Origin of the sequence: Candidatus Kinetoplastibacterium oncopeltii TCC290E (assembly GCF_000340865.1) — a bacterium.
Taxonomy (GTDB): Bacteria; Pseudomonadota; Gammaproteobacteria; order Burkholderiales; family Burkholderiaceae_B; genus Kinetoplastidibacterium; species Kinetoplastidibacterium stringomonadis.
Genome location: NC_020299.1, coordinates 97,029 through 112,982 on the forward strand (window position 1 = coordinate 97,029; position 15,954 = coordinate 112,982).

The 15,954-nt window shown below is 32.0% G+C and carries 16 protein-coding genes and 1 tRNA gene; 12 read left to right on the top strand and 5 right to left on the bottom strand.

The window, feature by feature from the left end; all coding sequences use genetic code 11:
* Positions 1-53: 53 nt before the first annotated feature.
* Positions 54-617 carry a dCTP deaminase gene (gene dcd, locus CONE_RS00445; protein ID WP_015396802.1) on the top strand — a complete coding sequence of 188 codons (564 nt, stop codon included), beginning with the start codon at positions 54-56 and terminating at the stop codon, positions 615-617.
* A gap of 38 nt (positions 618-655) precedes the next feature.
* The gene (locus tag CONE_RS00450) at positions 656-2,917 is read left to right on the top strand and encodes an arginine/lysine/ornithine decarboxylase (protein WP_015396803.1); all 2,262 of its coding nucleotides are present in this window, start codon (positions 656-658) and stop codon (positions 2,915-2,917) included.
* Here CONE_RS00450 and CONE_RS00455 read toward each other — a convergent pair.
* Positions 2,912-3,448, bottom strand: coding sequence for a dihydrofolate reductase (locus CONE_RS00455; RefSeq protein WP_235043365.1), 537 nt, complete (start codon positions 3,446-3,448; stop codon positions 2,912-2,914). The two genes, CONE_RS00450 and CONE_RS00455, sit on opposite strands and share 6 nt — an antisense overlap.
* The gene (locus CONE_RS00460; protein WP_015396805.1) at positions 3,435-4,232 is read right to left on the bottom strand and encodes a thymidylate synthase; all 798 of its coding nucleotides are present in this window, start codon (positions 4,230-4,232) and stop codon (positions 3,435-3,437) included. Before CONE_RS00460 ends, CONE_RS00455 begins: the two co-directional genes overlap by 14 nt.
* 212 nt (positions 4,233-4,444) lie before the next feature.
* Here CONE_RS00460 and coq7 point away from each other — a divergent pair, with 212 nt between their 5' ends.
* Positions 4,445-5,125, top strand: coding sequence for a 2-polyprenyl-3-methyl-6-methoxy-1,4-benzoquinone monooxygenase (gene coq7 / locus CONE_RS00465; RefSeq protein ID WP_015396806.1), 681 nt, complete (start codon positions 4,445-4,447; stop codon positions 5,123-5,125).
* A gap of 279 nt (positions 5,126-5,404) precedes the next feature.
* Positions 5,405-6,808 carry an FAD-binding oxidoreductase gene (locus tag CONE_RS00470; RefSeq protein ID WP_015396807.1) on the top strand — a complete coding sequence of 468 codons (1,404 nt, stop codon included), beginning with the start codon at positions 5,405-5,407 and terminating at the stop codon, positions 6,806-6,808.
* A 5-nt stretch (positions 6,809-6,813) separates the two neighbouring features.
* Here CONE_RS00470 and mutM read toward each other — a convergent pair whose 3' ends face one another.
* On the bottom strand, positions 6,814-7,656 hold the full coding sequence (gene mutM / locus CONE_RS00475) for a bifunctional DNA-formamidopyrimidine glycosylase/DNA-(apurinic or apyrimidinic site) lyase (RefSeq protein ID WP_015396808.1): 843 nt from the start codon (positions 7,654-7,656) through the stop codon (positions 6,814-6,816).
* A 197-nt stretch (positions 7,657-7,853) separates the two neighbouring features.
* Between mutM and CONE_RS00480 the strand changes: the two genes are divergently transcribed.
* The 8 genes from CONE_RS00480 (at position 7,854) to ychF (ending at position 13,633) form a co-directional block, all read left to right on the top strand.
* Complete coding sequence (locus CONE_RS00480; RefSeq protein ID WP_015396809.1) at positions 7,854-8,414, top strand: outer membrane lipoprotein LolB; 561 nt, start codon at positions 7,854-7,856, stop codon at positions 8,412-8,414.
* Between the two features lie 20 nt (positions 8,415-8,434).
* Entirely contained in the window at positions 8,435-9,334 is a 900-nt protein-coding gene (gene ispE / locus CONE_RS00485; RefSeq protein WP_015396810.1) for a 4-(cytidine 5'-diphospho)-2-C-methyl-D-erythritol kinase, read from the top strand.
* A 4-nt stretch (positions 9,335-9,338) separates the two neighbouring features.
* Positions 9,339-9,415: transfer RNA gene (locus tag CONE_RS00490), tRNA-Gln, on the top strand.
* A gap of 54 nt (positions 9,416-9,469) precedes the next feature.
* Positions 9,470-10,420, top strand: coding sequence for a ribose-phosphate pyrophosphokinase (locus CONE_RS00495; RefSeq protein WP_041862189.1), 951 nt, complete (start codon positions 9,470-9,472; stop codon positions 10,418-10,420).
* Between the two features lie 82 nt (positions 10,421-10,502).
* Positions 10,503-11,120 carry a 50S ribosomal protein L25/general stress protein Ctc gene (locus CONE_RS00500; protein ID WP_015396812.1) on the top strand — a complete coding sequence of 206 codons (618 nt, stop codon included), beginning with the start codon at positions 10,503-10,505 and terminating at the stop codon, positions 11,118-11,120.
* Between the two features lie 42 nt (positions 11,121-11,162).
* Positions 11,163-11,750 (top strand): aminoacyl-tRNA hydrolase, encoded by a 588-nt coding sequence (pth, locus tag CONE_RS00505; protein WP_015396813.1) that lies wholly within the window; start codon positions 11,163-11,165, stop codon positions 11,748-11,750.
* A 30-nt stretch (positions 11,751-11,780) separates the two neighbouring features.
* Positions 11,781-12,509 (top strand): hypothetical protein, encoded by a 729-nt coding sequence (locus tag CONE_RS00510; RefSeq protein ID WP_015396814.1) that lies wholly within the window; start codon positions 11,781-11,783, stop codon positions 12,507-12,509.
* 50 nt (positions 12,510-12,559) lie between these two features.
* Positions 12,560-13,633, top strand: a complete 1,074-nt coding sequence (gene ychF, locus CONE_RS00515; protein ID WP_015396815.1) for a redox-regulated ATPase YchF — start codon at positions 12,560-12,562, stop codon at positions 13,631-13,633.
* A gap of 6 nt (positions 13,634-13,639) precedes the next feature.
* On the opposite strand, the gene coaD is transcribed toward ychF, so the two are convergent.
* Both coaD and groL read right to left on the bottom strand, forming a co-directional pair.
* Positions 13,640-14,158 (bottom strand): pantetheine-phosphate adenylyltransferase, encoded by a 519-nt coding sequence (gene coaD / locus CONE_RS00520; RefSeq protein WP_015396816.1) that lies wholly within the window; start codon positions 14,156-14,158, stop codon positions 13,640-13,642.
* 114 nt (positions 14,159-14,272) lie between these two features.
* Positions 14,273-15,937, bottom strand: a complete 1,665-nt coding sequence (gene groL, locus CONE_RS00525) for a chaperonin GroEL (RefSeq protein WP_015396817.1) — start codon at positions 15,935-15,937, stop codon at positions 14,273-14,275.
* Between the last annotated feature and the right edge of the window lie 17 nt (positions 15,938-15,954).

A 15,954-nucleotide genomic window follows, 5' to 3' on the forward strand; every position in this document is an offset into this window, starting at 1 on the left:
TAATTTTTATGATAGTCTTTTAACCTTAAGATATAAATAACTGTGAAATTATTATGAGTATTAAGAGTGATAGTTGGATTCGTTCTGCTTCAAAAAATGGAATGATTGAGCCATTTGAACCTTATCAAGTTAATTCGAAAAACAATAGTCGCATTGTAAGTTATGGAACTAGTAGTTATGGATATGATGTCCGTTGTGCTAAGGAATTTAAAATCTTTACTAATATTAACCATGCTATTGTTGACCCTAAGAACTTTGATGAAAAATCATTTGTAGATTTTTATGGGGAAGTTTGCATTATTCCACCTAATTCATTTGCTTTAGCACGAACTGTAGAATATTTTCGTATTCCTCGTAATATTCTTACCATATGCCTAGGTAAAAGCACTTACGCTAGATGTGGGATTATAGTGAATGTTACCCCTTTGGAACCAGAGTGGGAAGGATATGTTACGCTAGAATTTTCTAATACTACACCTTTGCCAGCTAAAATATATGCCGGAGAAGGTTGTGCTCAAATGATTTTCTTAGAAGCTTCTGAAATATGTGATATGTCTTATGCAGACAAAGATGGTAAATATCAGTTTCAAAAGGGTGTTACAGTTCCTTGCATTTAGTTTGTTTTTGTATTGACTTTATTATTGGATATCTAGACATGAGATTTTTATTTCCTATTTTTATAATTGATGAAGACTATCGTTCTGAAAATGTTTCTGGTCTTGGTATTAGAGCATTGGCTGAGGCTATAGAGTCTCAGGGTGTGAAGGTTATAGGTGTTACAGGTTATGGAGACATAAGCTCATTTGCTCAGCAGCAAAGTCGTGCTAGTGCATTCATATTATCTATTGATGATGAAGAATTTGATGTTGATTCTCCTGAAGATGTAGCGAGTATTATAAAAAAATTGCGGGCCTTTATTAGTGAGTTAAGATTTCGTAATGCAGATATACCGATATATCTGTATGGAGAAACAAGGACATCTGAACATATTCCAAATGATATTTTGAGAGAATTACACGGTTTTATTCATATGTTTGAAGACACTCCTGAATTTGTTGCTAGGCATATCATAAGAGAAGCAAATAGTTACGTATCTTCTTTAGCTCCGCCTTTTTTCAGAGAGCTAGTTAAATATGCTCAAGACGGATCATATTCTTGGCATTGTCCAGGACACTCTGGTGGAGTCGCATTTTTAAAAAGTCCTGTTGGACAAATGTTTCATCAGTTTTTTGGTGAAAACATGCTTCGTGCAGATGTGTGTAATGCTGTTGATGAGTTAGGCCAGTTATTAGATCATACAGGTCCTGTTGCTGAATCTGAGCTTAATGCTGCTAGGATTTTTCATGCTGATCGTTGTTATTTTGTTACTAATGGTACTTCCACTTCTAATAAAATTGTATGGCATGCAAATGTTGCTAATGATGATATAGTGTTAGTGGATCGCAATTGTCATAAATCTATTTTGCATGCTATAACAATGACTGGAGCAATTCCTGTTTTCTTGAGACCAACACGTAATAATTTTGGCATAATAGGTCCAATACCTTTGGATGAGTTTAATCCTGATAATATTAATAAGAAAATATTGTCAAATCCATTAGCAAAGAGATTAGCAAACAAAAAGCCAAGGATACTGACTCTTACCCAAAGTACATATGATGGTGTTATTTATAATGTTGAAATGATAAAAAAATATCTTGATGGTTATGTGGATACTCTTCATTTTGATGAGGCTTGGTTGCCACACGCATCATTTCACGATTTTTATCAAGATATGCATGCTATTGGAGAAAATAGACCTAGGGGCAATACTTCTATGATTTTTGCTACACATTCAACTCATAAATTGTTAGCAGGAATATCTCAAGCATCTCAAATAATTGTTCAAGAATCGGCTAATAGAAAATTTGACCATACGGCTTTTAATGAAGCTTATCTGATGCATACCTCCACATCACCACAGTATGCGATTATAGCTTCTTGTGATGTTGCTGCTGCAATGATGGAGCCCCCAGGCGGGACAGCATTAGTAGAAGAAAGCATAAGAGAGGCAATGGATTTTAGACGTGCTATGCGTAAAGTAGAATCAGAATTTGGCAAAAATGATTGGTGGTTTAAAGTTTGGGGTCCTAACAGAATAGCTCAGGAAGGCATAGGTAATAGAGAAGATTGGATGTTGTACTCTGATGATCAATGGCATGGTTTTGGGGATTTAGCATGTGGGTTCAACATGCTTGACCCTATAAAAACTACAATTGTAACCCCTGGGCTAAGTATTTCTGGTAATTTTGGAGATTCTGGTATTCCGGCCTCTTTAGTATCTAAATATTTAGCAGAACATGGTGTTGTCGTAGAAAAAACTGGTCTTTATTCATTCTTTATTTTATTCACTATTGGTATTACTAAAGGAAGATGGAATAGTTTATTAACTGCTCTGCAGCAATTCAAAGATGATTATGATCGCAATCAACCAATGTGGCGTATATTGCCTGAATTTTGTAAGTCTCAAAGAAAATACGAGCGATTAGGTATTAGAGATTTATGCAACCAAATTCATAATACCTATCGTGAGTACGATATAGCTCATCTTACGACTGAAATGTATTTGAGTGAAATGACACCTGCAATGAAACCATCAGAAGCTTTTGCTAAAATGGCTCATCGCGAAGTAGAGAAAGTTAAGATATCCGATCTTGAAGGACGAATTACAGGTGTGTTGCTAACACCATATCCACCTGGAATACCATTGCTAATTCCAGGTGAACGTTTTAATAAAACAATAGTCAATTACTTGGAATTCGTCCGTGATTTTAATGATGAATTTCCAGGATTCGAGAACTATATGCATGGCTTAACTATAGATATTGATGAAAATAGTAATAAAAATTATTATGTCGATTGTTTAGCTCAGTTATAAGAGAATAAGGTTTTTGGGTTGTTTAACATAGGTAACAAAATCGTAGTTATAATTATTTTCTGTAAGTTGTGGTTTACGGTCAATTTCTAACCAAATATCTGATCTTACTTTAGGGAAAAAGGAATCTCCATTTAATGAACATTGAATTTCTGTTGCTAATATACGTGATGCTATTGGTAGAAATTGTTCATATATAGAGGATCCTCCTATAATGAAAATTCTTTTATTGATAGGATAGCAAAATCTTATAGCTTCACTAAGAGATTTTGCTATTAGTGCTCCTTTCTCTATTAAATTGCTTTTTGTTAAGATGATATTTTTTCTGTTAGGCAATGGTTTTTTAGGCAATGATTCCCAAGTTTTCCTACCCATAATAACTGTATTATTTATGGTATGCTCTTTGAATAATTTTAAATCGCCAGATATTTTCCATGGTAATGTATTTTTATTTCCTATTACCATGTTGTTGGAGTAAGCGACTATAATAGTTATTTCCATTATTTTCTTAATAGTTGTTTTATATGGCCACATTACCTTTTATATGTGGATGGCTGTTATAGTTATTTATTGTAAAATCTTCATACTTATAATCAAATATAGATTTTGGCTTCCTGTTTATAGTTATAGTAGGTAAAGGCAGTACATCGCGCGAGAGTTGTAATTTTACTTGTGTTAAATGATTCTTATATATATGACAATCACCACCTGTCCATACTAATTCTCCCAAATCTAAGTTGCATTGTTGGGCTACCATATTGGTAAATAAGGCATAGCTTGCTATGTTAAAAGGTACTCCTAAAAATATATCGGCACTCCTTTGATATACCTGGCATGACAGTTTATTATTAATAATATAAAACTGAAATAATATGTGGCATGGTGGTAATGCCATTTTGTCTATTTCTGCCACGTTCCACGCAGAAACTATTAATCGTCGAGAATTAGGATCTTTCTTTATCTCATTTATAACATTTGATATCTGATCTATATGTTTTTTTCCATCAGAAGTTGGCCAAGATCTCCATTGAACTCCATATATAGGTCCTAAATCACCTTGGCTATTTGCCCATTCATCCCAAATGGTCACACCATGTTTTCTAAGCCAATTTATATTGCTTTCTCCCATTAAGAACCACAATAGCTCTATTACAATGCTTTTAACATGTAATTTTTTTGTTGTTATCAAAGGAAATTCATTAGAAAGATTAAATCTCATTTGATATCCAAATACTGATATGGTTCCAATATTTGTACGATCAATTTTTTCTATGCCATTGTTAATGACATATTTTAGAAATTCTTTATATTGTTTCATTTATATATTCTGAATTATTTAATGTATTGTTTATGTGTTACATGTAAACTAATTATATTGATTTTTTAACGTAGAGATGTAATTGTTTTTTTAATAATTGATATTATTGGTATATTTTTATCTTTTTTGTATTAAATACAATAAAACTAATCCTAGTTTCAGTTGATGTTTATCGTAGATAATTAGAAATATTTATTTAGAAAGGTTTTCATATGCAAGAAATTTTATCTAGTAATAACGATAATATTATAAATCTTCGTAAGATTAGCACTCTTGATATGATTATTTGTGAAATAGAATCTTCATTGAATATATTATCAGGAAAAGTTCAATCTTATAGAGAGAACCCTTCCATAAAAATCTGTGATGAGTATTTATTGTCTGATGAAGAAAATCTATTTGTATCAAGACTTATGAGAATAAACCATGTTGGGGAAATATGTGCTCAAGCTTTATACAGAGGTCAGGCTTTTGCCTGCAATGATAAAAATATTAAAAACTTATTTATAAATGCATCTTTGGAAGAAATTGATCATTTAGTATGGTGTGCACATAGAATCAAGGAACTAAAAGGTCGTACTAGTGTATTAATACCGTTTTGGTACACTGGTTCTTTTTTATTAGGACTTATAGTTAGTTTTTATGGATCTTCTATAAATTTGGGTTTTATGTCAGAAACAGAGAAACAAGTTGAAGCTCATCTAGAAGAACATCTAAAATTAATACCATACATTGATTCCAAATCTAGGTCTATTCTTTTACAGATGCAAAAAGATGAGATGCATCATAGAGAAGTAGCTGATATTGCTGGTGCAGATAATCTATCATATCTTTCCAAGATGGCTATGAAAATAATGTCTAAATTTATGACAAAGTTAACTTATTGGCTATAGATATAAATTAATTAGGTTTTTTGTTTGCTTTAAAAGTATTAGTACATATCAAAAGAAATAAATATTTTGAATTAATTATGTATTACTATGTGATGAATTAAATTATTATATTTAGCATCGAATAATTTTTATACTAACTGTGATTTTATATTATTTCCATAATCTATTTTCATTTTATAGTAATTGTTTAATATTGGATATATCATTAACTTTTTATTGCGATATTGTTTGTTGACTGTCTGTTTATTTCTATTTAATTAGAAAAATATTAATCGACCTATGAGCTTCTTACGAGATATTAAACTGTTACTTGGTAATGAAAGTGTTATTACTGGATATCAGATGCAGAAATTTTTGATAGATTGGCGTAAGCGATACAAGGGAAGTGCACTTGCAGTAGTTTTGCCTAGAACATCTAATGATATAGCTGCATTAGTTAATTTATGTATTTTCTATAATGTGCCAATTGTACCACAAGGTGGTAATACTGGGTTATGTGGAGGAGCAATACCTGATAACTCTGGTAATGCTATAGTTCTTTCTACTATAAAAATGAATTCCATTATAAATATAGATGAAATTAATAATTCCATAACAGTAGAAGCTGGGTGTGTTTTAAAAAAGGTTCAAGATGCTGCTTTAGATTGCAATAAAATATTCCCTTTAAGTCTTGCATCTGAAGGTAGCTGTACTATAGGTGGTAATTTGGCTACTAATGCAGGAGGCACTCAAGTTTTGAGATATGGTAATATTAGAGATCTTACATTGGGTATAGAATTTGTTAATGCAGAAGGTACTATAGTAAATGCATTAAGATGTTTGCGGAAAGACAATTCTGGGTACAGTTTACGTGACCTTTATATTGGAAGTGAGGGAACATTAGGAATAATAACCGCAGCTACCTTAAAATTATTTCCTAAACCTTTAGGTAAGAAAGTTTTTTTGGTTTCAGTTTATTCTTTGGAACAAGCAGTTAGTCTTTTTTCATACTCCCGTAGTTTTTTTTGTTCAAAAATAACAGCATTTGAGCTAATGAGTGGTCTATGCATAGAGCTTGTTCAGAAATTAATCAATTTGCCAAAGAATTTTATTAATAAGGCCCCATGGTATTTACTAATAGAGATCTCTCATGATAATAATGAGCATGAAATTATTGACTCAATAAGTAGTTTTTTGGAAAAATCTATAGAAAAAAGGTTAATTCTTGATGCTATTGTTTCTAACAGCTCTAAACAAAATGAAGAAATGTGGTTGTTGAGAGAAAGCATACCTATAGCAGAAAGGGAACTAGGAAAAGCAATTAAACATGATATTTCTGTTCCTATATCTAACATATCGTCCTTTGTTGAACAAACAAATAATTTAGTACAAGCTGTATTTCCAGGAGTGAAGCATATAATTTTTGGTCATATAGGAGATGGCAATCTGCATTACAATATAGCAAAAGCAAGTTGGCAAAGTGAGTATCAATTACTATCTTTACAAAATGATATTTATGATTTAGTACATAAAATGGTAGCTGATTTTGGAGGATCGATAAGTGCTGAACATGGAATAGGAGTTCTTAAAGTAGGGGAATTAACTAAGTATAAGAGTATTGCTGAATTGTCCATGATGAGGCTTATAAAAAGGGCTATAGACCCAAATAATATAATGAACCCAGGGAAAATTTTAGATGTTTGATTTGTTTATTTTTTTTTATTTACATCTTGACAATTAGGGCAGTAATAAGTAGAACGTCCATTTTGCTTTATTTTTATTATTTTAGAGTTGCATAAAGTGCAAGGTAATCCGTCTCTACCATAAACAGAAGCGTGATTTTTTATATAATTTCCACTTTCTCCATTAGTACTTACATAATTTTTTATAGTACTGCCACCAGATCCAATAGAATCATTAAGTGTTTCTCTTATAGATGTAATCATCTTAGCACAATCCTTCATTGAAAGTTCTGAGGCTGGTATTAATGGATTCAACCTTGATTTAAATAAGCTCTCTGAGGAATATATATTTCCAACTCCTACTATAATATGACCATCTAAAATAATCTGTTTTATGGATTTTTTTTTGTTTGAGAGTTTCTTATATAGATACTCATCTGTTAATTCTAATGAAAATGGCTCTAAGCCTAAATTCTTAAAAATTTTATTTTCATGTAATTGGCCATCATTTTTTAGATCATGCCACAGTACTGCTCCGAATCTCCTAGGATCATTCATTCTTAATATTATTGATTCATTAAAAACCCATTCTAAATGGTCATGTTTGCCAGGAGGTTCATCCTTTATAAATCTTATCGAGCCAGACATGCCTAGGTGTATAATTTGTACACCGTGTTCAAAATGAAATAATAAGTATTTTCCTCTGCGAGAGCATTTCAAAATATTCTTATTGGTTATAATTTTTGGAAGATATTCAGGTACAGGCCATCTTAGTTTATAATTTCTAACTTTAAACTCTAAAACAGTTCTGTTTTTTACCCTAGGATCTATCTCTCTTTTTAGCAACTCTATTTCTGGTAGTTCTGGCATTTTTATTCTTATTCCTAATTAATAATAACTATGTTAATTATTTTTTAATGTTATCACTATAATCAAATTATTTTTTACCTAATAGTATTTAATTTGTGTCCTAATTTCAAATATAAATAAATCTAATTAATGTTTTATAATGCTATTATCTTTATGCTTTTAAGTGCAGAGATAAAACAGTTTTAAATGAGATCATTATGTTATCTAGATTATTTTATACAGTTTCTTTGTTTGCTTTATGTTTATTATCAAGCTCATGTGTGCACAAGAGCTTGATAAATGATAGAGCCTTTGAGAGAACTGGTAGTTTTTATATAGTTGAAAAAGAAAATTCTAAAACATTACGTGCATTTCAAGGTAATTTTTTTTGGAATGATTATGACGAATATTATGAAATGGGACTTTCAAATTTTTTTGGAAAAAGAGAGTTATATCTAAAAGTTTCAAGTGAAAATGCTTTGCTCAGAACCGCCGATGGTTTTTATCTTCAGTCTTTAGATGTTGACAGTCTTGTTTCTCAATTCTTAGGTTACAAAATTCCTATGAATAGTTTAAGATTATGGCTGAAAGGCTACTTTGCTTTTAATGACGTTCCTGAAAAATTATCAAAAGACAAGTTTAATAAGACAAATTTTTTTGTAGTATCTGAATGGGAGGTTACTCTTTCAAGCTACGATGTATTTGGACCTAGAAAGATAATTCTGCAAAGAAAACAAGAAAATAGTTCTATAACCATAAAATTAATAGTTAAGAATTAGTTCTAATATAGGCAATTAATTTGAGCTATTTATATGATGTCAAAGCTCCTGCAAAAATAAATATATTCTTGCATATAAATGATCGCCGCTTAGACGGCTATCATCTATTGCAAACGGTATTTCGATTAATAGATTTGCAAGATAATTTGAGTTTTAATTTGCGTAATGATGGTGTTATAAGTTTCGAGATGTCTAATAACAACAATATATTAGATGAAGAAAATTTAGTTATTAAAGCTGCAAAATTACTCAAAACTCGAATAAGAAGTAGTAAAGGAGCTCATATTATCTTAGAGAAAAAAATTCCTATTGGAGGAGGTCTTGGTGGTGGATCAAGTGATGCAGCAAGTACTTTAATTGCTCTAAATAAATTATGGTCTGCTGGTCTTAATAGAAATGAATTAATGAATTTAGCTAGCCTTTTAGGCGCAGATGTTCCATTTTTTATATTTGGAGATAATGCTTTTGCTAGTGGCACAGGAGATATATTAAATAAGGTTAATTTACCTATAAACTCTTATCTTATCATTCAACCATGTATTAGTTTGAAGACTAAAGATATATTTTCAGATTCTATTTTGAAAAGAGATACTAGACGTGTTACAATATCCCAGTTTATGAATAATCCTAGCTATTTATTTGGTAAAAATGATCTAGAGAATGTTGTTTTTATTAGATATCCTGATATTTACAGTACCGTTGTTTTTTTTAAACAATTTGGTTTCTCATTCAAAATGTCAGGCTCAGGGTCTTGTTTTTTCATGGAGTATGATAATATTTCAGAATCTGTTTTGGCATTGAGCAAAATAGATAATATAATGAGCAGAGTATATGGATCTCTTAAGCCTAGCAATTTACTTTTTACAGGTTCTTGTGTTGGTCTTATAGAACATCCATTGAAATATTGGGTTGCGAAGTAAAAATTGGGGAGTCGCCAAGCTGGTTAAGGCACCGGATTTTGATTCCGGCATTCGAAGGTTCGAATCCTTCCTTCCCAGCCAACTTTTGTTGGCTTTATTTTGTTACATTGTTAAAACTATTACTGTGTGCTTATCATGACGAAACGTAGCTTTATGCTCTTCACGGGCACTGCCAATGATAAATTAGCTTTGGATGTTGCTAGCCATTTATGTTGTTCCTTAGGAAAGATGACTATAGGTCGTTTTTCAGATGGAGAAGTCATGGTTGAGATTAATGAAAATGTCAGAGGCAGGGATATTTTTGTTATTCAATCAACTTGTGCTCCAACTAATGACAATCTCATGGAGTTAATGGTAATAGTAGATGCACTAAGGCGATCTTCTGTATCCCGTATCAGTGCAGTTCTTCCATATTTTGGATATGCTAGGCAAGATCGTAGATCTCGTTTATCTAGAGTTTCTATATCAGCTAAGGTAGTTGCTGATATGATACAGATAGTTGGTGTAGATCATGTTTTGACAATGGATTTACACTCAGAACAAACTCAAGGTTTTTTTGATATTCCAGTTGACAATATCTATGCCAGTCCTATTCTCTTAAATGATATTAAAAGTAAAAATCTAAGTGATTTAGTAATTGTTTCTCCAGATATAGGAGGAGTAGTTAGAGCTAGAGCATTGGCAAAACACTTAGATATAGAGTTAGCAATAATAGATAAGCGTAGACCTTTTCCTAATGTATCTGAAGTAATGAATATAATAGGTGATGTGAAAGGTAGATCTTGTGTGTTAGTTGATGATATAGTTGACACAGCTGGAACACTGTGTAAAGCAGCTCAAGCTTTAAAAGAACATGGTGCAAAATCTGTGTATGCCTATTGCACTCATCCAGTTCTATCAGGTAATGCTATCAAATCGATAGAATCATCATTATTAGATGAGATAGTAGTTACAGATACTATACCTTTATCTGAAGAAGGGTTGTCTTCAAATAAAATACGACAATTATCTTGTGCTTCTCTTTTAGGAGATACTATTTCTAGGATTTCCAATGCTGAGTCGTTAGCATCTTTATTTTTAATTTAGCTCTATGTTTTGTTCTATATTATGTTGGTCGCGGCATAATACTTTATTTTATTAATAACATTATTATTTGGAGTTACCCCCTGTGGAAATTAACGCTTTATTGAGAGATATGCATGGTACGAGTGCGAGCCGCCGCCTGCGTCATGTTGGTGGAGTTCCTGCTATAATCTATGGTGGTAGTTCTTTACCTATGACCATAGAGTTAGATCATAATGAAATATACCATGCTTTGAGGAAAGAGAAGTTTCATTCCTCAATACTAAATATTAAAATAAATGGCAAAGATGCCGAGCAGGTAATATTGAGATCTGTTCAATGGCATCCATATAAACAGCAAGTTCTTCATATTGATTTTCAACGTGTTGAGTCTAATCAGGAAATAAGTACAAGAGTACCATTACATTTTCTAAATGAAGATATTTCTCCGGCGGTTAAGATTGGCGGTGCTATTATTAGGCATGTTATAACAGAGCTTGATATTACTTGTATGCCTGCTCTTCTACCTCAATTCATAAATGTAGATTTATCTGGTGTCAGTTTAGGAGATTCTGTACATTTGTCTGATGTCAAACTTCCTATTGGAGTTAGTTATAATTCTCATAGTATAGATACTAATCCGTTACTTGCTTCTGCTATAAGCAGTGATGATGGTTTATTAGAATCAGGAACTTCATCTGAGTCTTCTGATTCTGGAGAATAAAAAAATATATTACCAATTTTAATATCTTTTTATTTATTATAAATGAGTAATGGTAACATATCTTTGTTAGTTGGCTTGGGTAATCCAGGAGAAAGGTATATTGGTACTCGCCACAACATAGGATTTAGCGTTGTGGATAGTGTAGCGGAAGATTTTCAAGTGAAATTTAGTCATGAAAATGCTTTCTCTGGCCAAATATCTAAAGTAAAGACTCCATCTTATACTTTGCTTTTGTTAAAGCCTGTCACTTATATGAATAACTCTGGGATTTCAGTTGTTTCGGTAATGAATTTTTATAAATTATTACCGAAACAACTGATAGTTATACATGACGAACTAGACATATTGCCAGGTGATATCCGTCTCAAACAGGGTGGTGGTTCTGCAGGACACAATGGACTACGATCTATTCAGCACTCAATTTCTAGTAGTGATTTTTGGAGGATACGTATTGGTGTTGGGCATCCTAGATTATTCAATTCAAGACAAGATGTTTCTGATTTTGTACTTAGCAAACCAAATAACGAGGAATTTTCCTATATTAAATTAGCCATAGACTGTTTTAGAAATTCAATTGATAGTCTCGCAAAAGGTGATTTTGATTTTCTACGAAAATATTTAAAAAGGTAGTTAAAATTTCAATAATGAATATATGAATATATGAATATTATTTCTAATTCAGAATTGCATGATTTCTTTTATTTTATAAGGAATCCTAGTACAGTTTTATCTAAAAATACAGGTTGGTTACATAATGAAAGTAATTTCATTGAAACATTTTCAATAACTAATTTAGTAAAATGGGCTTGCTTATTGTGGTTTTTAAATATACTTATATTAGGACCATTGGCGTGTAGCGCTGCCAAAATCATAGGTGCTAGGCATAAGATTGAATCTAGTATACCTTTGTTTTTTGCTATCGTATGGGCTCCTATAATTGAGGAAATGTTATTTAGATATTGGATGGTTAGTTCTATTCATGTTCTATTAGTGATTCCATTTTTTATTTTCATATTGTTTATGGGCCCTAGTTATTTTACAATAGCCTCTTTAGTTATGCTATTAGCAATATGTTTTTTTATAAGTAAATTTTTAATTTCGTTCAGATATCCAGTAATTGTTAAATACAATTGTTTCCCAGCATTATTTCATTTCTCTAATATAATATTTGCTATATTACACATAAATAATTTTGTTTTTTATAGTTTTAATAATTGGTATTTAATTCCTTTGCTTGTATTGCCTCAATGGTGTACTAGTCTTGTACTTGGATGGATTAGATTGACTAAAGGCATCTTACCTTCTATATCATTACATTCTATATTTAATGCTGCTCCTGCTATTATTATATGGTTCTTTTTAAGAAGCACTAGCAATTTCATCGGTTAAAAAGCATGTTAATTTGTAGTAAATTTAATAAAATTATTAAAGGAGTTTAAATGGCTCTGCAATGCGGTATTATTGGTCTGCCAAATGTTGGTAAATCTACTCTTTTTAATGCTCTAACGAAAGCAGGGATAGCTGCAGAAAACTATCCTTTTTGTACCATTGAGCCAAATGTTGGTATTGTCGAGGTTCCTGATACTCGTTTAGTTAATTTGGCTAATATAGCAAATCCAGAAAAAATTATATATTCAACTGCGGAATTTGTTGATATAGCTGGATTAGTATCAGGAGCTAGTCAAGGCGAAGGTCTAGGGAATCAGTTTTTGTCTCATATTAGAGAGACTGATGCTATATTAAATGTGGTTCGTTGTTTTGATGATCCAAATATTATTCATTATAGCGGATACGTAGACCCAATAAATGAAATAGAAGTAATAGAAACAGAATTAATTCTTGCAGATTTAAATACTATAGAAAAAATTATATCTAAAAATCAAAAAAATTCTTCTAACGTACCAATACATCTGTTAAATAGATGTTTAGAACATTTAAACGATAATAAATCACTTAGAGATTTAAGTTTATCTATTGATGATTGGGCTTTATTAAGAAATTTTTCTTTTTTAACTGTGAAGCCGATTATGTATATAGGTAATGTTAGTGAGGATGGTTTTGTGAATAATCCTTTATTAGATAAACTAAAAAATTTTTCTCTAAGTAGAGATATCCCAATGGTTACAATATGCGCATCTGTTGAGCAAGATATAGCCGATATGTCTGAAGAAGATCGAAAGATTTTTTTAGAAGACATGGGTTTGAAAGAGCCAGGATTAGACAGATTAATTAGAGCAGCTTTTTCTCTTCTTGGTCTTCAAACTTATTTCACAGTTGGATCTAAAGAAGTTCGCGCGTGGACTATACCGGTAGGATCTACTGCTAGCAAAGCAGCTGGTGTTATACATACAGATTTTGAGAAAGGATTTATAAGAGCACAAACTATCTCTTATGAAGATTTTATCAAATATAATGGAGAAATAAAAGCTAGAGAAGCTGGTAAAGTTCGTTCTGAAGGTAAGGATTATGTTGTAAAAGATGGAGATATAATGAATTTCTTATTTAATGTCTAGTGCTGATTATATATGATTCATAAATTTAGATTCGTTTTCATTGTTTGATTCTTCTTGTTTTTTTAGAAAACAATTCTCAACATAAGGACAAACGAATTTACTAATATCTCCTCCAAACTGGGCAACTTCTCTTACTATGCTTCCAGAAATATATTGATATTCAGGAGATGTTGTCATGAAAAATGTTTCTATGTCTGGCATTAATTGACGGTTCATGCCTGCCATTTGGAATTCGTATTCAAAATCAGAAGCAGCTCTTAATCCTCTTATTATTAATTTTGCATTTTTTTTGCAAACAAAGTCTTTCAATAATCCACTAAAACCCTCAACCTCGATATTTGGATATTTTTCTAATATATTTTTAGCCATATTCACTCTTTCCTCTACAGTAAAGAAAGGATTTTTTTTTCTGCTAGAGGCTATAGCAACTATTATTCTATCAAATAGATTTGATGCTCTAAGAATTATATTTTCATGTCCTAATGTTAAGGGATCGAATGTTCCTGGATATATTGCAGTATTCATTTTGCCTATTTAATTAGGTGGTGGTTATAAAAAATGATGCAATTTCTTAAAAATAAAAAATTGCATCATAATGTTTCAAAATAGCAGTATATTAAAAGCTAGATTATTTAATAATTAAAAATCCATGCCACCCATGCCACCCATACCGCCCATACCACCCATACCACCTGGCATAGAAGGTGCAGCTGATGATGGTTTATCTTCAACTAATTCAGCAATAGCTGCTTCTGCTGTCAATAATAAGCTAGCAACTGAAGCTGCATTTTGTAATGCAGTCCTTGTAACTTTGGTTGGATCTAATACGCCTTGTGCAACTAAATCAGTATATTCTCCGGTAGCAGCATTATAACCATAATTACCAGTACCCTTTAATACATTGTTTACTACAACACTAGCTTCTTCTCCTGCATTATTAACTATAGTACGAAGAGGTTCTTCCACAGCACGCAGTATGAGTTTAATTCCTGCATTCTGATCAGGAGTATCTCCTTTTAAGTTTGCAATAGCTTGTTTTGCTCTAAGTAGAGCTACTCCACCACCTGCAACAACTCCTTCCTCTACAGCAGCACGTGTAGCATGCAGAGCATCATCTACTCTTGCTTTCTTTTCTTTCATTTCTACTTCTGTAGCTGCTCCTACTCTTATAACAGCAACTCCACCAGCTAACTTAGCAACTCTTTCTTGTAGCTTTTCGCGATCATAGTCAGATGTAGATTCCTCTATCTGAACTCTAATTTGCTTAACTCTAGTTTCTATGGATTTGCTATCACCAGCTCCGTCTATTATTATAGTATTTTCTTTACCAATTTCTATACGTTTTGCTTGACCTAAATCATCTAAAGATGCTTTTTCTAAAGTCATTCCTGTTTCTTCAGAGATTACTACACCTCCAGTAAGTATAGCAATATCTTCTAGCATTGCTTTTCTTCTGTCTCCAAAACCAGGGGCCTTAACTGCAGTAGTCTTTAGTATTCCACGAATATTGTTTACTACTAAAGTAGCTAAAGCTTCACCTTCAACATCTTCAGCTATAATTAATAATGGTCTACTAGATTTTGCAACATGTTCTAATATTGGTAAAAGATCACGAATGTTACTGACTTTTTTGTCATATATTAAAACATAAGGGTTTTCTAGAGTTGAAACTTGTTTGTCAGCATTATTAATGAAATATGGAGAAAGATATCCACGGTCAAATTGCATTCCTTCGACTACATCTAGCTCATTTTCTAAAGACTTACCATCTTCGACAGTTATAACGCCTTCTTTACCAACTTTATCCATTGCTTTTGCAATTATGTCACCAATTGACTCATCGCTATTAGCAGAAATTGAACCAACTTGTGCTATCTCTTTGCTTGTTGTTATTTGCTTGGATTGCTTTTTTAGTTCTTCTACAGCAGCTATAACTGCTTTGTCTATTCCTCTTTTTAAGTCTATAGGATTGTAGCCAGAAGCAACATACTTTAATCCTTCTTGTACTATTGATTGAGCTAACACTGTTGCTGTTGTTGTACCATCGCCAGCACTATCAGATGTTTTAGATGCAACATCTTTGACTAATTGTGCGCCAATATTTTCAAATTTATCTTTTAATTCTATTTCTTTTGCAACTGATACTCCATCTTTTGTAACAATAGGAGCACCAAAAGACCTTTCAATAACTACATTTCTACCCTTTGGTCCTAGGGTTGTTTTTACAGCATTAGCTAGTGTATTTACACCACGCACTATACGAACACGTGCGTCATCTCCAAATAAAACCTGTTTGGCAGCCATTTTAGCTTCCTCGGAAA